The sequence below is a fragment of the Thalassotalea fusca genome (assembly GCF_053485835.1).
Map to the genome: position 1 here is coordinate 304,818 of NZ_JBQRUN010000001.1, position 19,670 is coordinate 324,487.

18 protein-coding genes are annotated in these 19,670 nt (G+C 41.0%); 11 read left to right on the plus strand and 7 right to left on the minus strand.

The window, feature by feature from the left end:
- The first annotated feature begins 33 nt into the window (after positions 1–33).
- Entirely contained in the window at positions 34–582 is a 549-nt protein-coding gene (locus tag ACSLUK_RS01330) for a DUF2058 domain-containing protein (RefSeq protein ID WP_448546691.1), read from the plus strand.
- A 137-nt stretch (positions 583–719) separates the two neighbouring features.
- On the opposite strand, the gene ACSLUK_RS01335 is transcribed toward ACSLUK_RS01330, so the two are convergent.
- Both ACSLUK_RS01335 and ACSLUK_RS01340 read right to left on the minus strand, forming a co-directional pair.
- The gene (locus ACSLUK_RS01335) at positions 720–1,838 is read right to left on the minus strand and encodes a DUF6136 family protein (RefSeq protein WP_448546692.1); all 1,119 of its coding nucleotides are present in this window, start codon (positions 1,836–1,838) and stop codon (positions 720–722) included.
- Positions 1,838–2,476 (minus strand): ABC transporter ATP-binding protein, encoded by a 639-nt coding sequence (locus tag ACSLUK_RS01340; protein ID WP_448546693.1) that lies wholly within the window; start codon positions 2,474–2,476, stop codon positions 1,838–1,840. The genes ACSLUK_RS01335 and ACSLUK_RS01340 overlap by 1 nt, the downstream gene beginning before the upstream one ends.
- A 238-nt stretch (positions 2,477–2,714) precedes the next feature.
- Here ACSLUK_RS01340 and ACSLUK_RS01345 point away from each other — a divergent pair, with 238 nt between their 5' ends.
- The 3 genes from ACSLUK_RS01345 (at position 2,715) to msrQ (ending at position 4,877) form a co-directional block, all read left to right on the plus strand.
- A complete protein-coding gene (locus ACSLUK_RS01345) occupies positions 2,715–3,086 on the plus strand; it encodes a glutaredoxin family protein (RefSeq protein WP_448546694.1) in 372 nt (123 codons plus the stop codon).
- A gap of 172 nt (positions 3,087–3,258) precedes the next feature.
- Positions 3,259–4,263, plus strand: coding sequence for a protein-methionine-sulfoxide reductase catalytic subunit MsrP (gene msrP / locus ACSLUK_RS01350; RefSeq protein WP_448546695.1), 1,005 nt, complete (start codon positions 3,259–3,261; stop codon positions 4,261–4,263).
- Entirely contained in the window at positions 4,263–4,877 is a 615-nt protein-coding gene (msrQ, locus tag ACSLUK_RS01355) for a protein-methionine-sulfoxide reductase heme-binding subunit MsrQ (RefSeq protein ID WP_448546696.1), read from the plus strand. The genes msrP and msrQ overlap by 1 nt, the downstream gene beginning before the upstream one ends.
- On the opposite strand, the gene ACSLUK_RS01360 is transcribed toward msrQ, so the two are convergent.
- The gene (locus tag ACSLUK_RS01360; protein ID WP_448546697.1) at positions 4,860–5,561 is read right to left on the minus strand and encodes an SOS response-associated peptidase family protein; all 702 of its coding nucleotides are present in this window, start codon (positions 5,559–5,561) and stop codon (positions 4,860–4,862) included. The two genes, msrQ and ACSLUK_RS01360, sit on opposite strands and share 18 nt — an antisense overlap.
- Positions 5,562–5,820: 259 nt before the next feature.
- Here ACSLUK_RS01360 and ACSLUK_RS01365 point away from each other — a divergent pair, with 259 nt between their 5' ends.
- The 3 genes from ACSLUK_RS01365 (at position 5,821) to ACSLUK_RS01375 (ending at position 9,500) form a co-directional block, all read left to right on the plus strand.
- Positions 5,821–7,203 carry an amidohydrolase gene (locus ACSLUK_RS01365; protein ID WP_448546698.1) on the plus strand — a complete coding sequence of 461 codons (1,383 nt, stop codon included), beginning with the start codon at positions 5,821–5,823 and terminating at the stop codon, positions 7,201–7,203.
- Positions 7,204–7,220: 17 nt separating this feature from the next.
- Positions 7,221–8,471, plus strand: a complete 1,251-nt coding sequence (locus tag ACSLUK_RS01370; RefSeq protein WP_448546699.1) for an amidohydrolase family protein — start codon at positions 7,221–7,223, stop codon at positions 8,469–8,471.
- A gap of 162 nt (positions 8,472–8,633) precedes the next feature.
- Positions 8,634–9,500 carry a D-hexose-6-phosphate mutarotase gene (locus ACSLUK_RS01375; RefSeq protein ID WP_448546700.1) on the plus strand — a complete coding sequence of 289 codons (867 nt, stop codon included), beginning with the start codon at positions 8,634–8,636 and terminating at the stop codon, positions 9,498–9,500.
- A gap of 31 nt (positions 9,501–9,531) precedes the next feature.
- Here ACSLUK_RS01375 and ACSLUK_RS01380 read toward each other — a convergent pair whose 3' ends face one another.
- The 4 genes from ACSLUK_RS01380 to mutH form a co-directional block, all read right to left on the minus strand.
- The gene (locus tag ACSLUK_RS01380) at positions 9,532–10,971 is read right to left on the minus strand and encodes a sensor domain-containing diguanylate cyclase (RefSeq protein ID WP_448546701.1); all 1,440 of its coding nucleotides are present in this window, start codon (positions 10,969–10,971) and stop codon (positions 9,532–9,534) included.
- A gap of 80 nt (positions 10,972–11,051) precedes the next feature.
- Complete coding sequence (locus ACSLUK_RS01385) at positions 11,052–11,888, minus strand: HDOD domain-containing protein (RefSeq protein WP_448546702.1); 837 nt, start codon at positions 11,886–11,888, stop codon at positions 11,052–11,054.
- A gap of 136 nt (positions 11,889–12,024) precedes the next feature.
- Complete coding sequence (locus tag ACSLUK_RS01390; RefSeq protein WP_448546703.1) at positions 12,025–13,758, minus strand: DUF4153 domain-containing protein; 1,734 nt, start codon at positions 13,756–13,758, stop codon at positions 12,025–12,027.
- A gap of 127 nt (positions 13,759–13,885) precedes the next feature.
- Positions 13,886–14,566 carry a DNA mismatch repair endonuclease MutH gene (gene mutH / locus ACSLUK_RS01395; protein WP_448546704.1) on the minus strand — a complete coding sequence of 227 codons (681 nt, stop codon included), beginning with the start codon at positions 14,564–14,566 and terminating at the stop codon, positions 13,886–13,888.
- Between the two features lie 224 nt (positions 14,567–14,790).
- Here mutH and rppH point away from each other — a divergent pair, with 224 nt between their 5' ends.
- The 4 genes from rppH (at position 14,791) to ACSLUK_RS01415 (ending at position 19,613) form a co-directional block, all read left to right on the plus strand.
- Positions 14,791–15,297: an RNA pyrophosphohydrolase gene (rppH, locus tag ACSLUK_RS01400; protein WP_448546705.1), complete on the plus strand. Its 507-nt coding sequence runs from the start codon at positions 14,791–14,793 to the stop codon at positions 15,295–15,297.
- Between the two features lie 151 nt (positions 15,298–15,448).
- Positions 15,449–17,725 (plus strand): phosphoenolpyruvate--protein phosphotransferase, encoded by a 2,277-nt coding sequence (ptsP, locus tag ACSLUK_RS01405; protein ID WP_448546706.1) that lies wholly within the window; start codon positions 15,449–15,451, stop codon positions 17,723–17,725.
- Between the two features lie 141 nt (positions 17,726–17,866).
- Complete coding sequence (locus ACSLUK_RS01410; protein WP_448546707.1) at positions 17,867–18,661, plus strand: sulfite exporter TauE/SafE family protein; 795 nt, start codon at positions 17,867–17,869, stop codon at positions 18,659–18,661.
- A gap of 100 nt (positions 18,662–18,761) precedes the next feature.
- Positions 18,762–19,613: a thymidylate synthase gene (locus ACSLUK_RS01415; RefSeq protein ID WP_448546708.1), complete on the plus strand. Its 852-nt coding sequence runs from the start codon at positions 18,762–18,764 to the stop codon at positions 19,611–19,613.
- Positions 19,614–19,670: the final 57 nt, after the last annotated feature.

Genomic DNA, 19,670 nt, shown 5'->3' on the forward strand with positions numbered 1-19,670 from the left:
CGACAGCATTATGTCACATTGAAGAATTGAGTTATGGCATCTTTACAGGAACAACTACTTAAAGCAGGTTTAACAACCAAACAAAAAGCGCGTCAGGCAAATACAGACAAGCGCAAAAAAAATAAGCAAAAACGCAGTGGAGTGAAGGTAGAAACTAGCATTGAAGAGCAAGTAAAAGACAGTGTGAGTGCTACTAAATTAGAAAAACAACGCAAAGACCAGGCGTTGAATGCTGCCAAGCAGCAAGCATTGGCTGAAAAAGAAGCAAGCTTGCGAATCAAACAAATTTTAGAGCATCATCAAATTACTGGCATTGAAGGTGAAACGGTATACAACTACACGTTTGAGAATATCGTTAAAAAGCTTTATGTTGATGAAAAAACATTGCAAGCGTTGACCAATGGCAGACTCGCGGTTTGTGGATTGGAGCAGCAAGTTTATGTGGTGACTCGTGAAACTGCCGATAAAGTAGCTGAGTTAGCGCCTTCGGTAATACTTGTTAAGAATGACCGTGTAGAAGAGCAAGTAGACGAAGATGACCCATATGCGGAATTTCAAATTCCTGATGACCTTATGTGGTAATGTTGCCCTGCATCAAAAACGAGCTAGTCGTTCATTAACGGCTAGCGATTTGATTATTGTTACCACTTCAACGATTACCTTATCTCCAACCTAAACCTCAACTACAATCTAAACCTCAACTACTATCTAAACCTCAACTACAGTAAATGAAATACCACTATCGTTAGCGCAACAAATGCACTAGGGATAAAAAAGCTCTTGTTAAGTTTTACCACGGATAGTGCCGTAATGAACGTCATGAGCGGCATGTACACAAGCACTGACGTCGCAAAATTTAGCCAGACCATCATCAGATAACCCACCAGTAAACTAAAAAATAATGCCATCACTGTTTCTTGAATTAAGCAACGTCTTAAAGACAAATGCGCTAACGCCAGATAATAGTGATACTTCTTTTTAAACGTTTGGTGTTCAAATTGTAGTGAGCCTATGAGTAACCCAAGGACATAACAGCAAATTAGCTGAATCTCTAAGGTTGCGATCTTTGATAATTTCAGTTGCACAAAAGCGATTAACGCTAAAAAAATGCAAATGAGTACTAGCCGTATAACGACAGAAAATGGAGCTCGTGAGATATAAATAGCTCTAAGTTGCCAATAAGTCTTGGCACGAATTTTAAGTGTTGAAAGTACTTTATGCTCCAGTGCTTTTTGTCCGATAAATTCAAGTATAAGCACGAGCAATAAACTTAAGTTGAACGTGCTCAATGACGGAAATGCAGCCGATATTTCGCCAACCGTGACCACAGTTACAATGAATAAAGCGGTAAATATCGGAGGTCGCCGACGGGTGATGCAATAGACGGCAACAAGCAATACGGTGATGCTAAACAAAACAAAGTGTGCGTGCTGCACCAATTGTTCAGTCGAAGTCACATAGGAGAGCAAGTAAAGTGGCATTAATAGGGGAAGGTTTCCTGCAACAGCTGCGATTAAACATGACACAGCGCCACTTTTTACTGGTGATACAGGTAAAGTGGCAAAATAGAGCTGATTGTCACCTCCCATAATCGCCTTTTTTTGAATTCGAATAAGCAAATAGGTTACTGCTAGATATAAACCTTGGTATAACGCTTGAGTAGACACTGGCTCTCGAATATCTTCAATGATGCTTAATGAAACGAGTGCAGTAAAAACAATGGCAGGAATTGCCAAATAGAGTACCATCATCAAAAACGTCAATAACTCCGCCAGTGCGGACACTGTTGTTTTTACGCTATGTTGGTAAACTCTAAACCTTAGCGACAAGTAACTCATCACTGAACTTTTTCTCCCGTTCCTTCTCCTTTTTTCTCTCCCTGTCCTTGAAGTTGGGCAAAAGGAAGTTGTAGGTATAACGGGTTGTCAATGAAGTCAGCTTCGTGGCTGGTCACAATGACAATGCCATGATAATTGGTGATGTGTGTAAGTAACCACTCTCGTGAACTACTATCTAAACCCGTGGTTGGCTCATCAAGCAATAGACATTCAGGACGATGAGCTAGCGCTAATATTAGCGAGAGTTTCTTCAAGCTACCTAACGATAATGCATTTACCAGATTAGGCAATTGAATATCAAAAAATAAGGCATTAATAATTTCTGTCGGGTAAGCGCAATGGTGTTGCTGACAATGGAAACGGATTAATTGTTCTGCGGTCAATAATTCAGGTAAAACGATTCTATCGCTGGATATGCCAATTTTTTTTCGCGTGATAGTCGTGTGAATACTAGCGTTATTTAGTGTCACTTTACCTGCGGTTGCGGGCTCAATGCCAGCAAGTATGGTTAACAATGTGGTTTTTCCACAACCATTAACACCGCTAATACAATAGTGTCTGCGTTTAAACGACACATTGAGTTTTTCAATGACAGGTTTAGCACCATAGTTTTTTATTAGGTTTTGTGCGACTAACATCTTGTGATAACAGGTATTCTACTTTGGGTTAGCGCTTACTATGCGTGAATGCAAATACAAACTCAAGACAAGAGCGTAAGCAAACATTTCTATTTGGTAGTCTGTTAGTGGTAATTAAACGATTGTTCATACTTTGTGGTACAATTGGCCGCTTCGAGAGCAATTTCTTATGCGGATTGGTATTATACGGATTGGTATAATTTGCTACAAAACAGATTTGAGGTAAAAAGGTAGAGCTATGGTTGTACTTCGTTGGATAATTGGACGAATTATTTTGTTTTTTGATTTTATATTTTCACCTAAACGCGTCAAGCGAGCAGCGGACGAGCAAGAGAAAGTGAATGCCAGTACACAGCATCTTAGCTTATATCAATTGCCTGCGTGTCCATTTTGCGTAAAAGTACGTCGTGTAATGAAAAGAGACAATTTACATATTGAGCTTCGCAATATTAATCAAAAGCCGGAGTTTCGTGAAGAATTGATCGCACAAGGTGGTAAGCGCACTGTGCCGTGTTTACGAATTGAAGAAAACAACCAAGTTACATGGCTTTATGAGTCGTCAGATATCGTTAATTATCTCGAACAGTTCGTGCCAGAAAAAGCCGCATAAATCGCATATTGAATTGAGAAAGTCCGTTTCATCTAGCTAATAAGAGATAAGATGAAGCGGATTTTTTTTGCCTGTTACAATTGATATCGTATTTTTGATTGAATCGAAAAGTAATTTGGCTGAAAGCAAATGTAGATATTCACTTTCTTATTAGCTGAGGACAGGAGAAGTTATGCTAATTAAGATCCCTAAGACAAGTGAATTAACCGACAGTCATGTTACTGATGAAAGTATTTACTTAAACCGACGCCATTTGTTAAAGCAATTTGGCTATATTGGTGCCGGTACGCTATTAGCGAGTGCCAGCCAAAGTGCCAAAGCAGATTGGTTTTCTAAGAAGCAAGAACGCTTTACAACAACACCTTTGAAATATAGCGAAAGCGTATCGCAAGACACGCAAACGTTGACGCCCGAAACCAAAGTGATTTCACATAATAATTTTTATGAATTTGGCACGAATAAAAGCGACCCTATTGAAAATTCACAGCATTTTAAAGTAAACCCTTGGAAATTACGCATTGAAGGTGAATGTGAAAAGCCTATGACACTCGACTATGACGACTTATATCGTCAACTTCCTCTGGAAGAGCGTATTTATCGTCTACGTTGTGTTGAGGCGTGGTCAATGGTGATCCCATGGATAGGGTTTTCATTGCGTGATTTACTCGCCAAAGTTAAGCCGACCTCTAAGGCTAAATTTGTCGCATTCGAAACCTTATACGATCCTGAGCAAATGCCCGGTCAGGCGAGCAGAAGAATTGGTGGTGGTATCGATTATCCATATGTAGAAGGGTTACGTATCGATGAGGCGCAACACCCATTAACCATGCTAAGCGTAGGCTTATATGGCAAAACACTGCCACCACAAAATGGTGCACCAATTCGTTTGGTTGTACCTTGGAAGTATGGTTTTAAGAGCATCAAATCCATCGTTAAGATTAAATTGGTTGAACATATGCCGCCAACCACCTGGAATATTTTAGCGCCACATGAGTATGGTTTTTATGCCAACGTAAATCCTAATGTCGCACACCCCAGATGGAGTCAGGCAAGTGAACGCCGCATTACGACAGGCGGCTTGTTTGCGCGCAATCGTATAGAAACACAAATGTTTAATGGCTATGGTGAAGAAGTGGCGTCTTTGTACAAGGGGCTAGATCTAAAGGCCAATTTTTGATGTTTACCTCAATTGTCAAGAAACAGCAGGTAATACTGTTGAAGCTGTTAATTCATGGTGTGAGCTTATATTTAGTGATCTCAACATTTTACTTAGCTGTGATGGATCAGCTAGGTGGAGACCCGGTTGAAGCGTTACTTCATTTTACTGGCATGGGCGCTTTGAATTTGTTGTTGCTCACACTGCTCGTATCGCCATTAGCTAAGCATTTTAAATGGGCAAAACTCATGCAAGTGAGGCGGCTACTTGGCCTTTATGGCTTTTTTTACGCGCTTGTTCATGTGATAAGTTTCTTGGCATTTGAAGTACAGTTCGACTGGCTGTTTTTTATGGAAGAAATTATAAAACGGCCATACATTACCGTAGGAATGACAGCGTTTGTGATACTAATTGCACTAGCCATTACTTCTGTTCCACGCATCAGGCGACACATGGGAAAATCATGGCAAACATTGCATAATTATAGTTATTTAGCGCTATTGCTAGCGGGTGTGCATTTTTATTGGTCGGTAAAATCAGATATTGTTGAGCCATTGATTTATCTAGGGGTAAGCATCATGATTCTGGCATTACGCAAAGATAAAATTAAACGGTGGTTAGTCTCTGGTAATTAGCTGTGCTGGCGCGAGTGGTGTAGGATCGCTTGGCTTCTTGATTGGTACCACACTTAAATCATTGTAGATCTTAGGTAACAGCCACTCATCAAATTGTAAGATATCCGTAGATGCGCTTAACCATTGCGAAATTTGTTCGCCTTGTGGAGAAAGCATCATCGGACTCGCTTTAGAATGAAAAGGGCGAATTTTCTCATGGCTAGGTAACGTAATTACAGAGGTTGAAAACTGGGACTCACCGGTCGATTTATCAACCCACTGGCGATACAGGCCTGCAAAGGCGAGGGCGCTGTCGATCGCGTAAAAATTATGATAATGCACTGGCACTTTTCGATTTCCACGTTGTTCAAACTCTGTTTCCCCAAAACCCGATGCAACAATCAGACAACGCTGCTCTCGGTAGGCATGATAGCCCGCGCTACCTTTGACATTGAGCTTGTCGTAACGGGTATTAAAACTGGTATAGCGCGATGGTTTAAATCCGCCTTTTTCTGATGGTTCAAGCAGTAACCACCAAGTTGCGTCGTCAAGTTGACGCTCGCCATTAACTTCTCTAACAATAGAGATGGTGTCGGTTGCACGAACAAATTCAGATGTTCGAAATGTCTCTCTGTTAGTAACATTCAGTTCATCGAGCAGTGCTGTGACAAAGGGGTTGTCTGTTATATTAAGTCTTCCGCACATCTAATGGTTTCCTAACTTTATTCTCTTCGTTTTCCTCGTTAATCATACGCCAAATTTCCGTTAGTCGCATGTAATCGTTATTTGGTCGCAGGAAGATAATCACGCTATGCCAATGACTTGCTCATCATCGTAATTCGTAATATCGTGTAACGATTGCTAATGAAAAACAGAAAATATTAGTAACAAGCTCTAACTTCTATATAACGATAAAAATGACGAGACTGCATTAATTGTAGTTTTGCGCTATAGGGAATCTCTTATGCAAAAGTTTATACCATCGCTATTGGTTGCTACGGTATCGCTTGCGTTAACGGGTTGTTTGCAATCTGAAAAACAAGACGAAAAGGTCACAATCAATAAGAACCCATATCCGAGTACTTACCAACCATTATCACAACAAAAAGTACTGATTAAAAGTGCTACCGTATTAACAGGCACTGGTGCTCGATTAGATAATGCAGACGTGTTGTTGGTGAACGGCAAGGTTGAACAAGTAGGAGAGAACTTGTCTTCTACAGATGCTGTTGTGATTGATGCCAATGGTAAGTGGGTCACGCCGGGCATTATCGACGTGCATTCACATTTAGGGGTTTATCCTAGCCCAAGCGTTGAGTCTCACTCGGATGGTAATGAAGCAACTCAACCAAATACTTCTGAAGTTTGGGCTGAGCATAGTGTTTGGCCACAAGATCCTGGCTTTCAAACCGCACGTGCAGGTGGTATCACTACCATGCAAATTCTTCCAGGTTCAGCAAACCTTTTTGGTGGGCGTGGCGTAACGTTACGCAACGTACCAAGCCATACAATGCAAGGTATGAAGTTCCCAGACGCTCCGTACGGTCTAAAAATGGCGTGTGGTGAAAATCCAAAACGTGTATATGGCGGTAAAAAAGTGGCGCCTTCGACGCGAATGGGGAATATGGCTGGCTACCGCATGGCTTGGGCTGAAGCTACTGAGTATAAGCGCGCTTGGGACAAGTATGAAGCTGATTATGCCGCAGGCAAAAACCCTGAAGCACCTACGCGTGATATTGAGCTAGATACACTAAAAGGTGTGCTGGAAGGTGACATTCTAATTCACAATCATTGTTATAAAGCCGAAGAAATGGCGATGATGATTGATCTTGGCAAAGAATTTAACTACCACTCTGGCACGTTCCATCATGCCATTGAGGCATACAAAATTGCCGATTTATTAGCTGATAACGGTAACTGTGCGGCAATGTGGCCTGATTGGTGGGGCTTTAAAATGGAAGCCTATGACATGATCCAAGAGAATGTTGCAGTCGTTGATGCAGTGAAAAATTCATGTGCGGTTGTACACTCTGATTCTGGTACGACTATTCAACGCCTAAATCAAGAAGCGGGTAAAATACTATACCGAGCTAACGAAAGTGGCTTCGATTTAAAAGCCGAAGATGCTATTCGCTGGATTACGGCAAACCCTGCTAAATCACTAGGCATCGCTGATAAGACTGGTAGCTTAGAAAAAGGTAAAAATGCTGACGTGGTTATTTGGAATCAAAATCCATTCAGTGTTTATGCGCAAGCTGAGCAAGTATTTGTTGATGGTGCAAAGGTATATGATCGTTTTGACGAGAAATATCAGGCGAAAAGTGACTTCTTACTAGGTCAGAAGTAAAGCTAGGGATAATTATAATGAAACTATTTAAATCATCTTTGTTAGCATTAGCTTTGGCTTCAGCCACGGCAGCAAATGCAGAAAGTATTGCAATTACCAATGCCACAGTGCATACCGTTACTGAGCAAGGTGTGTTAACTAACGCAACTGTTGTAATTGACGATGGTAAAATTACGGCTATAAACCCAGAAAATGTCACAGCAGATGTTGTGGTTAATGCGCAAGGCAAAGTACTTACGCCTGGAATAATTGGTTCCATGAATCAATTAGGGCTTGTCGAAGTCAGTGCCGTGTCACGTAGCCGTGATGCGTCAGATAAAAAGGCTGATATTACCTTTGATCCAAGCATAGCGTTCAATCCTCGCTCTTCTGCGATAGCCTACACACGAAAAGGTGGTATTACGTCGAATGTTGTAGTGCCTCGCGGTGGTGAAAGCATTTTCAAAGGGCTGGCATTTGTTGCCGAACTTTCTGGCGAGTTTGACAGTATTGTGTCTAATGGCAATGCCGTTATTGTGGATTTAGGTGCGCAAAGTAAAGGTTCACGCGCAATGTCATTGCAAAAGCTTTATCGCGAGTTAGAAGATGCACAAAAGAAACTTGCGAAGGCTGAAAAAGATAAAAAGTCTGATGATGACAAAGCAGATGAAAAAGAACCGAAACGTGATGAAGCGATCATCAATGCGTTACTCGCAGGTGAGCAAACATTGGTGGCTTACGCAGATCGAGCTACTGATTTACTTGCGCTAATTGATATGAAAGCTAAGTTCAATCTTGATTTGGTTGTCGCGGGCGCAGGTGATGCCGTGTTAATTGCTGACAAATTGGCGAAAGCAGAAGTGCCTGTGGTCATGAGTGCGATGTCTAATTTGCCAAGCAGCTTTGATACGTTGCACCAGTCATTAAATAACGCCGCAGTGCTAACTAATGCAGGTGTGAAGGTAGTGCTAACCGTATCTGGCGATACTCACAATTTATATCAGCTTCGTTTCGATGCTGGAAACGCTGTGGCTAATGGCATGACCAAAGACCAAGCACTCGCTGCTGTAACCGCAAATGTAGCCGATACATTTGATATCAATGCAGGTCGTATTGCCGTAGGCAAACGTGCTGACTTAGTTTTGTGGAGCAGTGATCCATTTGAACTCAGTACTAAGGTTGAGCAAATGTGGATAAACGGGAAGTTGTACTCAACTGAAAGTCGTCATGACGCATTGCGTGAGCGCTACATGGCAAAAAGCGATATGCCAAGAGCGTATACTAAATAACGCATAATACTGATGAAACAAAGGTCGACGCAAGTCGACCTTTTTTATTGCCATAAACTTGTGCGCCTTGGTGATAGTCATCATGAATACTTTTACGCTTTATTCCGGAGTTGCTTTCTTTTAGTATCGTGCAATGCGTGTAAGAAATTTGTGATGTAATAAGTGAATATAATTCAAAGTAATGAATACGGAAATGTGTCGTTAACTCAACATACGGCGGATGTCGCGATATTGCATGTTGATCATGCGAAATCAAAAGCCAGTGTCAGCTTATATGGTGGTCAGGTGCTATCTTGGCAACCAAACGGACAACAAGAAGTGCTGTGGATGAGTACCGCAACGGAGTATAAATCAGGGAAGGCGATACGCGGTGGTATTCCACTTTGCTGGCCTTGGTTTGGACCATTCAATGATGCTGGAAATCATGGTTTTGCTCGTCAATCTCAGTGGCAGTATACAGACATAACTATTTGTGCTGAACAAGTAACGATCGTATTGGAATTTGATGGTGGCCAATGTCATGATGCATGGCCATATCAATTCAAGCTTACGCAAACCATAGTCTTTGGTGAGCAATTTAGTCAATCACTAGCTATAACAAACGCAACTGACAAAACAATTGAATGTTCGGGGGCATTGCACAGTTATTTTCGCGTGAGTGATCCGGAAAATGTGACAGTACCAAACTTAAATCGTAGTGTTTTTGATGACAAAATTACTCAAGGTAATGGTTTAACTGATGACTTAGTCAATTGTGTAGGGCCGATTGATCGTATCTATTACACCAATCAACATCAGAAAATCATAGATTCTGGGTGGCAACGTAACATTGAAGTTGTTTCCGGTGGATGTGAACAATGGGTATTGTGGAATCCTGGACAAGCAATTGCAGATAACATGCCGGATATACATGCGGGCGGTTTTAACGAGTATGTTTGCTTAGAAGCGGCCAATACTCAGTGGGTATCAGTGCCAGCACAACATACAATGGTAATGTCTCAGCAAGTTAAAGTGACTCCGATTGCATAGTGACCATCAGCCCTTTAGGTTGTATATGATGTTATTGGGGCTGATCTATTTCGACACGATTTCTGCCGTTCGCTTTCGCCGTATATAGCGCGCGATCGGCAGATGCGACTAACGCTTCTAGCGTGCAATCGTCTTTTGCAATTATTGATATGCCAAAACTCACTGATGTGTGCAGTGGTGGATTTTTGTCCGAAAAATAAAAGGGCGTTTGGGCAATGGTTTCACGCAGTCGGTTGATTATTTCAAGTGCTGAATCATGGCTGGCATTTGGCAGTAAAATGACAAACTCTTCGCCTCCCCAGCGTCCAACAATGTCATCCTTTCTTAAGTTATTGTGCATTAGCTTGGCAATGTCTTTTAGTACGATATCACCGGCAAGGTGACCGTAGGTATCGTTTAAAAGCTTGAATTTGTCGATGTCAGCTAGAACAACAACGACATGAGCGTATTTTGCGCATAATTCATCGAATCGCCAGTCAACGTAACTGCGATTAGGCAGTTTCGTTAAAAAGTCTATTTCGCTGCCTCTTACAATTAAACGCTTGTAGTAACCAAAGGTCCATAAAAAGCCCATATATAAACCAATTATTATGACAAAAAGTAATCCTAATCGACCCGCTAATAGCTGCCAATATTGAATTCTTTCAGACGCAGATGGGGCGATAATATAGAGTTGCCATTGAATATCACTCACGGGCATTCGTGAGATAAGTTTGTCTTCATAGGATACCGAGGTCACAATCTGTTCATCTAAATTGCTATCGTTTTGTTGGGAAAACACCTTAAACCATGGCAGCGAACTGATATGAATGATAGCGTCTTGTCGGTGGTGGCTATCGGTACGCATTAAGTGATTAGACGTGAGCGTAATTTCGCCCTCATGGTCGGTAAAAATAAGTTCAAAACCAAATTGCTGGTGATATAAAGCAAACCGTTCGGCAAAGTGATTCAAATCAAGTGCTACACCCGCAAAGCCAAGAAATTCTTTGTTGCTATTTCGCATTTTTATGTCGAAGTACAAGTGAGGATCGTTGACATTGCCTATATCGACATAGTGATCGTCTGGCAATGCTTTTATACGGTGAAACCACTCCGCATTGTCATCTTGTAAACTTACTATTTTTCCTGATGATTCAATGGTGAAGTCATGTTTTTCGCTGGCGACAAAACCAACCATTTGATAGCTCTGCGTGAGACGTTGTAAATAACTCAGTAATACCTTTTTCTCAATTTTCTCTTGGTCGATATAGTCAACCAAAAATTTATCGTTTGCCATAAAATGAGCGATATTTAGTGGACGGATTATTTCACTGTTGATCATTGAAAATAATGGGATGAGTGCTTCACGCTGGCGCTTATGGTAGTTGTCGATGACTTCTTTAAAAGTGAAGTAACAGGTAAAAACGACAGATATGATCGTTAAAACATATAAAAGAGAAATGTAACGGTCAAACTGTCGAACAAATTTCATCAAGCGCTTAAATCAAGGGCACATTGTTTATTTATAGCGGCTAAAAAGGGTTTTAGCTATCTAAGCGCAATACGTTTGGACTAAATCACCTTCAGTGCTGACATAATTGACATACCTTCAGCATTACAAAATGTCAGTGCTTGTTCGATGTCGTCGCTACTAATACCTAAGTCTTCCATTAGGTGTTGCCCAAGAAAGCTTTTCTTTGAGTACATGCCCGGATGAGAGTTAATTAACGCTAAGCGGGTAGTGATAAAAAGCAAAGAACTTGTAGGTGGTAGCTCTTGTGCATAGGCATGACGATAATTTTTAATTGGTTCAATAATTGATTCTGGCAGTTGCCATAAATCAAGCAACTCAGCTGAACAGTCTGAAAATGTGAAGCCAAACACGTCAAGTTGACGCTCCCAAGGCGTATCTTCTTTGCTAAATTGTTCACAATACTGCACTTTTTTAGGTGCGCTGTGAACAATAGCAAGCTCACCGATATTATGCATTAAACCTGACAGAAACAGACCTTCGCTATTTTTCAATTTAATTTTTTTTGCCAAAAACTTGGTTAATAAGGCGCAATCAATACTGATTTCCCAAAACCTGTCCATGTCTAATACTTCTGGATTGAGGCCGGAGAATGCTGCTGTGACGCCATATGCGTTAATGAGATTGGTGACTTCCGCCAAGCCTAAAACGGCCAGTGCGCGGGTGATGGAATCAATTTGCTTAGGAAAACCAAATAATGCGCTGTTGGCAATCTTTAGTAGTTTAGAGGCCAACGCAGGATCCAAAGCGATCACGTCCGAAATTTCAGCTAGCGTGGTCTCTTCGTCATCAAGCATTTGCTTAAGCCGTGTATATACATCGGGCAATACGCATAACTCTTGGGCTTGTTGTGCGTAATACTGTGCTGTATCTGCCATAATATGAGTCACTTTAGGAACAGAGTATTAATTAAAAATAACACCAAATTTGCATTATTTACAACGTGACTTCGAGCTATCAAAAGAAATTATTTCTACATATTGGAGAAAGAGCCTTTCCGTGGCGACGTCATAATTAGTCTGTTGATGCTTTAAAAGTTAAATTGCCAATTTTGAGATGTTTCCATTTTGGCGTGATTGCTTCAACATTGTTTTCAAGGAGTTGCTCCTTCAAGTAGTGATTCTTCTCGGGGTTGTAACTTTGCATGTATTTTGATTGCCATTTCTCTTCAACTAATTGCCATAAATGCGCCGACGTGGAGTGGTTGTTCTCAGTTATCACGATATGTTCAGCTTGTTGGTCATCATTTAAGTCTTGCGCGACAAAATAGTAACTATTGCTCTTAAAGTTTTCCCACTCTCTTGTTGAAACTTGATCATAAACCGCTTTAATCATTTCGGATGGAAAGTGCCCTTTACTTGGCCAAAACGTGACGAATGCTTCAAACTCTTCAATGTTACTGTCTTCTTGTTTAGTGCGCTGATATTCCCTATTGTGTTGATAATTAACATACATGCGCTCAATAATTGTGACTTTTTCAGGATGTGTTTGACGTAATTCTTCTTTAATTTCTTGTAGTTTTAAATAGCCTTGTCGCCCTAGTGAGTTGCCAAAATAATGATAATCAAAGTTTTCATATGTAACTTTGCCATCATGTAAACGTGCAAGTTGGCTGTTAGCAGAGATGCTTTGAAAGTTGAGTAGTGGAGAATTTACCAATAACATGGCGGCGAGGAACACCAGCCCCATTGATACGTTTACTTTGCACAATGTTTCTAGCCAAGCGTCTTTTTTTCTAAGAATACCAAACAGGTAACCCATAGAGAAACAGGCAAGGAGGAACCAGACTAACAAAGCCCAACAGCGATCAATGGTTAATCCATACTGTTCAATGCGTAACCACAATCCGTACGCTGCAATAACACTATAAATAGGAAGCAGAGCCACGCCTATAAATATGAGTCTATGAAGTAATTGGCTATAAGGGCGTTGATGTGAGTCGTCTTTATATACAGCGTTAACAAAAAATAGCGTTAATGCTTGTAGCCACATCACTAACAAGCTACCTGAGCCGGTTTTCCATAGTGTTGCAAGTCCTGTGAACGGGAGCGTCGCCAAAAATGCCAGAGATACTATAGTAAGTGCAGGCAATAAGAACTTAATTAGGGTTTGTAAAATGGTAGAAATATTATCAACCGTATGAATAATGTTTCTAAAGACGATAATTGCGAAACCAAACGCTACGTTAAGCACAGGAATAACGAACCAGTCTTGCCTTAATAATTCTTTAAAAATATTGATTTCGAGCACCGCAAACAATCCAGCGCCTAAGTGTAATATTCCCCAAAAAATGGCAACAAATAACCAACACTCACCGAAAATGATAAAATTTCGCCATGATAAGCGAAACAGGGAGCTGTACGTAATTGCTTGTTTACTAACATATTGTTGTACGTACATCAGCGCCTTAAATGACGCCAGAAGTGAAGTAAAACAAAATATAGCGATAACACCGCCGTTATTCACAAATTCGACAGGTTCCTGTTGATATCCAACATATCCGCCTAATACCGATACCAAAAAACAAAATGGCACGAGATATTTAACGGTGTCGCGAATATTACTTTTGGTGATGCATAGCAGTGTTAATAAGGGAAAACTTATCGCTAACGTGGTTAATGAAGTCAGCCAAACAGGCGCTGTAGCAGGCCAAATTCCTTGTTCAACACTCTGATAAAGTAATGTGAGTACGATACCTTGAACTAGTGAAATAGCAATGATGAGTGGTTTAGGTAATTGATTATCCATAACAGTGTTTTTAATCTGGCAAATGACTTCCATGGTCATCATTAAATCACAAAATCTGACGAAGGAGTAAACTGAATTATATGATTAAATAGTTTTAAACTGTTTTGTAATTACTAGCATGTTAGGACTAACCCACTATTCTAAATTGTTTTTTTAGTAAGGCGTGGGTAAAGCTTGTTTTAAGATAAAATCCTCTGGGTAATGTCATGAAAGGCTCGCCGCGATGGTTAAATGCCTTAGTACGAACAGAGCTGTTGGCTGCTTTCGGTCTTAATTGCAAAAATGTGCCGTGCTTGCCATTGATATGTTCAACTTCTCCAAGCGCGATCATATCGATTAGTTCTTGCCAATCCTGTGCAAGCGCTTGCTCTTCTTCTTCAGTTGGCGACCAAATAAAAGATGTGGCAATAACTCTCTCTGCGAGTGGAATAGAACGTTCAGCAACGATGGGTACCCATAAAACCCGAGATAGTTTATGGCGAATATGGCTGTTTTGCCATGTAACACCTTGCAGCCCTGTTAGTGGCGCTACACATACAAACGTTGTTTCTAACGGTTTTCCGGCTTGATTGATCGGTAACGACTTAAGTTCTATACCAAGCTCGGGAAAATCGGGCTCAGGCTTAGAACCTGCTGTTGCGCCAAGTACGTGTTCAAGTAACAATCCGACCCAGCCTTTTTCTCTTTTTAAGTTATTTGGCATAGCTATGCCATATTTTTCGGCAATTTCACCTATGGTCAGTCCTGCAAGCGAGTTGACACGATCCAAAAGTGCTTGCTCTGATGTTGGTGTAGGTTGTTTTTGCATAGTATTACTTGTTATGGCGCATTGCTGAAAAATCTCGCCTATTATCATTGCCATTGCTGTTTGATTCAAGCAACTAACAACTCGCATAAAGAATACTAATTTTGAGTTTGGGTGAATTAACTTATTCTTCACTGGCTGTAACTATTTAATCGGTAATTAATATTTGCTCCATTGGCATTTCTGTGGAAGAATCAATTCATAACTAAATTTTATCTGGGGTTCCTGTGATAGATGCCGAAGGCTATAGAGCCAATGTCGGCATAGTTATAATCAATGACAGGGGACAAGTGTTTTGGGCAAGAAGGTTTGGTCAACATTCTTGGCAATACCCACAAGGTGGCGTCGATGAAGGAGAAAGTGCAGAACAGACCATGTATCGGGAGCTTTACGAAGAAGTAGGGCTTAAACCTGAGCATGTGAAAGTGATTGCGACTACCAAACACTGGCTAAAGTATAAGCTACCAAAACGGTTGATTAGACACGATAGCAAGCCCGTTTGTATTGGACAAAAGCAAAAATGGTTCTTGTTAAAGTTAGTGTCAAAGGAATCGGCAATTAACTTAATACATTCCGATCATCCTGAATTTGATGATTGGCGTTGGGTAAGTTATTGGTATCCTGTCAGGCAAGTGGTGTCTTTTAAACGCGAAGTTTATCGCAAAGTGATGAAAGAATTTGCTAACCATGCAATGCCTTTTTATCGCCAGGAGCGACGCAAGAGACGCGCTTGATTATAATTATGTAGTAACGAAAGCTCACGCAAGTGAGCTTTCTATTTTAAAATTTGTTAATGCCGTAACAAGTAGCTTCTTAACGCGAGTATTTACCCTTAAGGATGTTGGTTAAATAGTCTATGAGTTAAGGTTCACTATAGGGAATTACATGCTCACGACATTACGACGAATAGTCATTGAATTTACGCAAGACAACGAATTAGAACAAGCGTTGTATCGCATGGTGTCGCAAGTTAAAGCGGCTATGGGAACTGACTGCTGTTCGATCTATCTTGCTGACCACCGTGAACAACACTTTGTCTTGATGGCATCTGATGGGCTTGCCATTAATTCGCTCGGGCAAACCACGATTAACTTTACTGAAGGTCTGGTAGGCCTTGTTGGGCAAAGAGAAGAGCCACTCAATATTGCCAATGCCCAAGAACACCCTCATTTTATTCATGCGCCTGAAGTACAAGAAGATGATTTAAACGCATTTTTGGGCACACCAATTATTCACCAACGAAAAGTACTAGGCGTCATTTCGATACAACAAAAAGAAGCGCGAAACTTTACAGAGAATGAAGAAGCATTTTTGGTCACGTTAGCTACACAAATTGCTGCGACGCTAGCCAGCATAGATTCGATTGGTGGGTTAATCGAATCAGATCACCAGAAAGGGCCGTGGAGTCGACCATTGAAAGGTATTGCAGGCGCGCAAGGATTAGCGGTTGCGCCATTGCATTTTGTTCAGCTAAAGGCTGATTTAAGCGCTATTGCCGTCATGAAAGTTGCTGATGTTGATGCAGAATATGACCGGCTAGATCTTGCCATACAACGAACGAGTGACAATTTTGAAGAACTTGCTGAGCATATGCGCCATTTTGTTTCGGACAATAGCTTAGATATTTTCGAAATGTATAAGCAAATGCTTAGCAATGCACATTTAGGCAAGGAAGTGAAAGAAAAAATTGCTTTAGGCTGGAGTGCAGAAAGTGCCCTAAAGCTAACCATTGATCATTATGTGCTGCAATTTGAGTCAATTGAAGAGAGTTATTTTAGAGAACGGGCAAGCGATATAAGAGATTTAGGCAATCGTATCTTGTTTCATTTGCAATCAAGGAATGAATCGATAGATGAAGTGCCAGAACGATTTATTCTAGTAGCAGATGACGTAACCGCTTCGTTAGTGGCAGAATATCAGCATAAAGGACTTGCAGGTATTGTCTCTCTAACTGGGTCTAATAACTCTCATGCAGCAATTCTCGCGAGATCTTTAGGTGTACCCGCCGTAATGGGATTAGAGTTCATTCCATTGATTAAACTTCATAATCAACTTGCGATTATCGATGGCTACAGTGGCGAAATAATCATTCAGCCTAGTGATGCCCTCATTGCCGAGTATCGTCACTTAATTGATGAAGAAACTCGGTTGGCAGATAAGGTTAATCAAGTCATAAACTTGCCTGCAATTACCAAAGATGGCAAATCTATTGAGTTATTACTGAATGCCGGCCTTACTAATGGGTTTGAACACTCTAAGCAAGTCGGTGCTGTAGGCATAGGGTTATATCGTACTGAAATCCCGTTTATGGACAGAAGTTGCTTCCCTTCTGAATATGAACAAACCCAGTTATACAGTGATGTTCTAACTGCTTTTCCACAACAAATGGTTACTATGCGAACCCTAGATGTTGGTGGGGATAAGTCGCTTCCATATTTTCCTATTGTGGAAGAAAACCCATTTTTGGGTTGGCGAGGGATTAGAATCACACTTGATCATCCCGAAGTATTCTTGGTGCAGATTCGTGCGATGCTACGTGCGAGTGCCGGTCACAATAATCTGGAGATCATGCTGCCCATGATTTCTAATGTCACTGAAGTCGATGAAGCACAACGACTTATCAATCAGGCTTTTTATGAAGTTAGCTCCGAACTTGAAGAGCAGGGTGTAAAATTAGTTAGACCGCGTATTGGCATAATGATTGAAGTACCAAGCGTGTTATTTATTCTCAAAGAATTGGCGACCCGAGTCGATTTTTTCTCGGTAGGCAGCAACGACCTAACGCAGTATCTCTTGGCTGTTGACAGAAATAATACCCGTGTAGCTAACCTATACAGTGCTTATCATCCGTCTGTATTAAGAGCACTGAATTACATCGCAGAACAGGCGCACCATTTACTTATTCCATTAAGTATTTGTGGTGAATTAGCAAGTGAACCTGCCGGAGCTTTGCTATTATTAGCAATGGGGTACGATAAGTTAAGTATGAATCCGCACAACATCGCCAAAATAAAATGGGTTGTGCGACACATTGAGCATATGCGTGCTAAGGCTATTCTTTCTCATGTACTGAAATTTAGTGATGAAAAACAAGTGCATAACTATCTGAATGAGCAGCTTGAAAAGTTGGGACTAGGTGGATTTATTAGAGCCGGTATGTAACCTCCCAAACTAAGTTGTTGAAGTTTTTACTGCAAATTAAGTTATAGACTATCAAGAATAGCCAAGCTGTTGATATAATTGAGATTGTAATTGCTTGTTTTACTCTTCTAACCTTTATCTGATGCCTGGGTTAATGAACATATGTTTTTTACCGTATTTTCAATTTTTTTAGTAGTAGGTTGTTTGATCGGATTTTTAGCCGGTTTGCTGGGCATTGGTGGTGGTCTACTGATTGTTCCTATACTTGTCTACGTATTACCGCTATTTAAAGTAGATGCCGCACTTGTAATGCCAATTGCGTTAGCTACCTCACTGGCATCGATTGTCTTTACCGCAACGTCTGCTACTTGGGCTCACCATAAAAATGCCAACATACCGTGGAAAACGGCTAAGCCGTTGGCTGTTGTAATGGCTTTAGGTGCCTTAATTGGCGCTAAAATAGCAGACTCTTTACCAAGTGACTTGTTAAGGGGCATATTTGCTACCGCGGTGATATTGCTTGCAGCTTATATGTTACTTTCGATTCGTGTTCACAAGACGAAACCTTTACCTGATATATGGGTATTAAGAGCTATTGGTATTTTTACCGGATTTCTCTCAAGTTTAATGGGAATATCGGGTGGCGCGATTTTAGTGCCAACACTGACTTACTATTCAATGTCTATAAGGTTGGCGATTGGAACGGCAACAGTATGTGGGTTTGTGGTTGCCACATTTGGTGCGCTTGGCTTTGTACTTACCGGGCTTGATCAAGACAACTTACCACCATGGAGCGTCGGGTACATTTACTTACCAGCATTGCTTGGCATGGTGACAACATCATTTGTTTTTGCGCCGCTTGGCGTTAAATGGGCCGCTAAACTTCCGGTTAGAACATTGAAAAAATGCTTCGCAGCGTTTCTGATTTTAGTCGCTGTGAGAATGTTCTGGCAGTAATACCAATTTTGTCGTCAATGCTATAGGTATCTTTTTCGCAATACGTTACACTAGCGTCACAAATTTTTAGTTCAACATGAGACGTAGTAGAGACGCACCAATGAAGCAATATTTAGCACTATGCCAAAAGATTATCGATGAAGGTGAGTGGGTTTTTAATGAGCGAACAGGCAAGAAGTGCCTGACATTGATTAATGCTGATCTAGAATACGATGTTGAAAATAACCAATTCCCATTAATCACTACACGTAAAAGTTATTGGAAGGCAGCTATTGCTGAGTTGCTTGGTTATTTGCGCGGTTACCGCAGCGCAGCTCAATTTCGAGCTATTGGTTGCAATACTTGGAATGCCAATGCAAATGATAACGAAGCATGGCTAAACAACCCACATCGTCAGGGAGAAGATGACATGGGGCGTGTATATGGTGTTCAAGGACGCAGCTGGCAAAAGCCGGACGGCACCACGTTAGATCAACTTAGAAAGGTCGTGGATGATTTAACAAAGGGGGTTGACGACCGAGGTGAAATTATCACTTTTTACAACCCAGGTGAATTTGAGCAAGGTTGCTTACGCCCATGCATGCACACCCACCACTTTTCTTTATTGGGCGGAAAGCTCTATTTAAATAGTATTCAACGCAGCGCAGATGTACCGCTTGGCATCAATTTCAACCAAGTACAAGTATTTTGCTTTTTGGCGCTGATGGCGCAGATTACCGGACACAAGCCGGGTAAGGCCTATCACAAGATTGTTAACGCGCATATTTATGAAGATCAATTGGAATTGATGCGTGACGTTCAACTAAAGCGTGAGCCATTTCCATCGCCACAATTTAAAATCAATCCTGATATTAAATCGTTGGAAGATATTGAAACTTGGGTAACAACCGATGATTTCGAAGTAACAGGATATCAGTGTCACGAGCCAATCAAATATCCATTCGCGGTATAAATTCTCAATAGGTAATTGGTACGCGTAAGTCTATCAATTACCTATCATTAGAACGTT

Coding starts and splice junctions, on each gene's coding strand:
- ACSLUK_RS01385 (WP_448546702.1), bottom strand. CDS start 11,888: ATGGCAGATACAGCACAGTATTACGCACAACAAGCCCAAGAGTTATGC.
- mutH (WP_448546704.1), bottom strand. CDS start 14,566: ATGCAAAAACAACCTACACCAACATCAGAGCAAGCACTTTTGGATCGT.
- ACSLUK_RS01370 (WP_448546699.1), top strand. CDS start 7,221: ATGAAACTATTTAAATCATCTTTGTTAGCATTAGCTTTGGCTTCAGCC.
- ACSLUK_RS01415 (WP_448546708.1), top strand. CDS start 18,762: ATGAAGCAATATTTAGCACTATGCCAAAAGATTATCGATGAAGGTGAG.
- msrP (WP_448546695.1), top strand. CDS start 3,259: ATGCTAATTAAGATCCCTAAGACAAGTGAATTAACCGACAGTCATGTT.
- ACSLUK_RS01410 (WP_448546707.1), top strand. CDS start 17,867: ATGTTTTTTACCGTATTTTCAATTTTTTTAGTAGTAGGTTGTTTGATC.
- ACSLUK_RS01380 (WP_448546701.1), bottom strand. CDS start 10,971: ATGAAATTTGTTCGACAGTTTGACCGTTACATTTCTCTTTTATATGTT.
- ACSLUK_RS01390 (WP_448546703.1), bottom strand. CDS start 13,758: ATGGATAATCAATTACCTAAACCACTCATCATTGCTATTTCACTAGTT.
- ACSLUK_RS01335 (WP_448546692.1), bottom strand. CDS start 1,838: ATGAGTTACTTGTCGCTAAGGTTTAGAGTTTACCAACATAGCGTAAAA.
- ACSLUK_RS01365 (WP_448546698.1), top strand. CDS start 5,821: ATGCAAAAGTTTATACCATCGCTATTGGTTGCTACGGTATCGCTTGCG.
- ACSLUK_RS01330 (WP_448546691.1), top strand. CDS start 34: ATGGCATCTTTACAGGAACAACTACTTAAAGCAGGTTTAACAACCAAA.
- ACSLUK_RS01340 (WP_448546693.1), bottom strand. CDS start 2,476: ATGTTAGTCGCACAAAACCTAATAAAAAACTATGGTGCTAAACCTGTC.
- msrQ (WP_448546696.1), top strand. CDS start 4,263: ATGTTTACCTCAATTGTCAAGAAACAGCAGGTAATACTGTTGAAGCTG.
- ptsP (WP_448546706.1), top strand. CDS start 15,449: ATGCTCACGACATTACGACGAATAGTCATTGAATTTACGCAAGACAAC.
- ACSLUK_RS01360 (WP_448546697.1), bottom strand. CDS start 5,561: ATGTGCGGAAGACTTAATATAACAGACAACCCCTTTGTCACAGCACTG.
- ACSLUK_RS01345 (WP_448546694.1), top strand. CDS start 2,715: ATGGTTGTACTTCGTTGGATAATTGGACGAATTATTTTGTTTTTTGAT.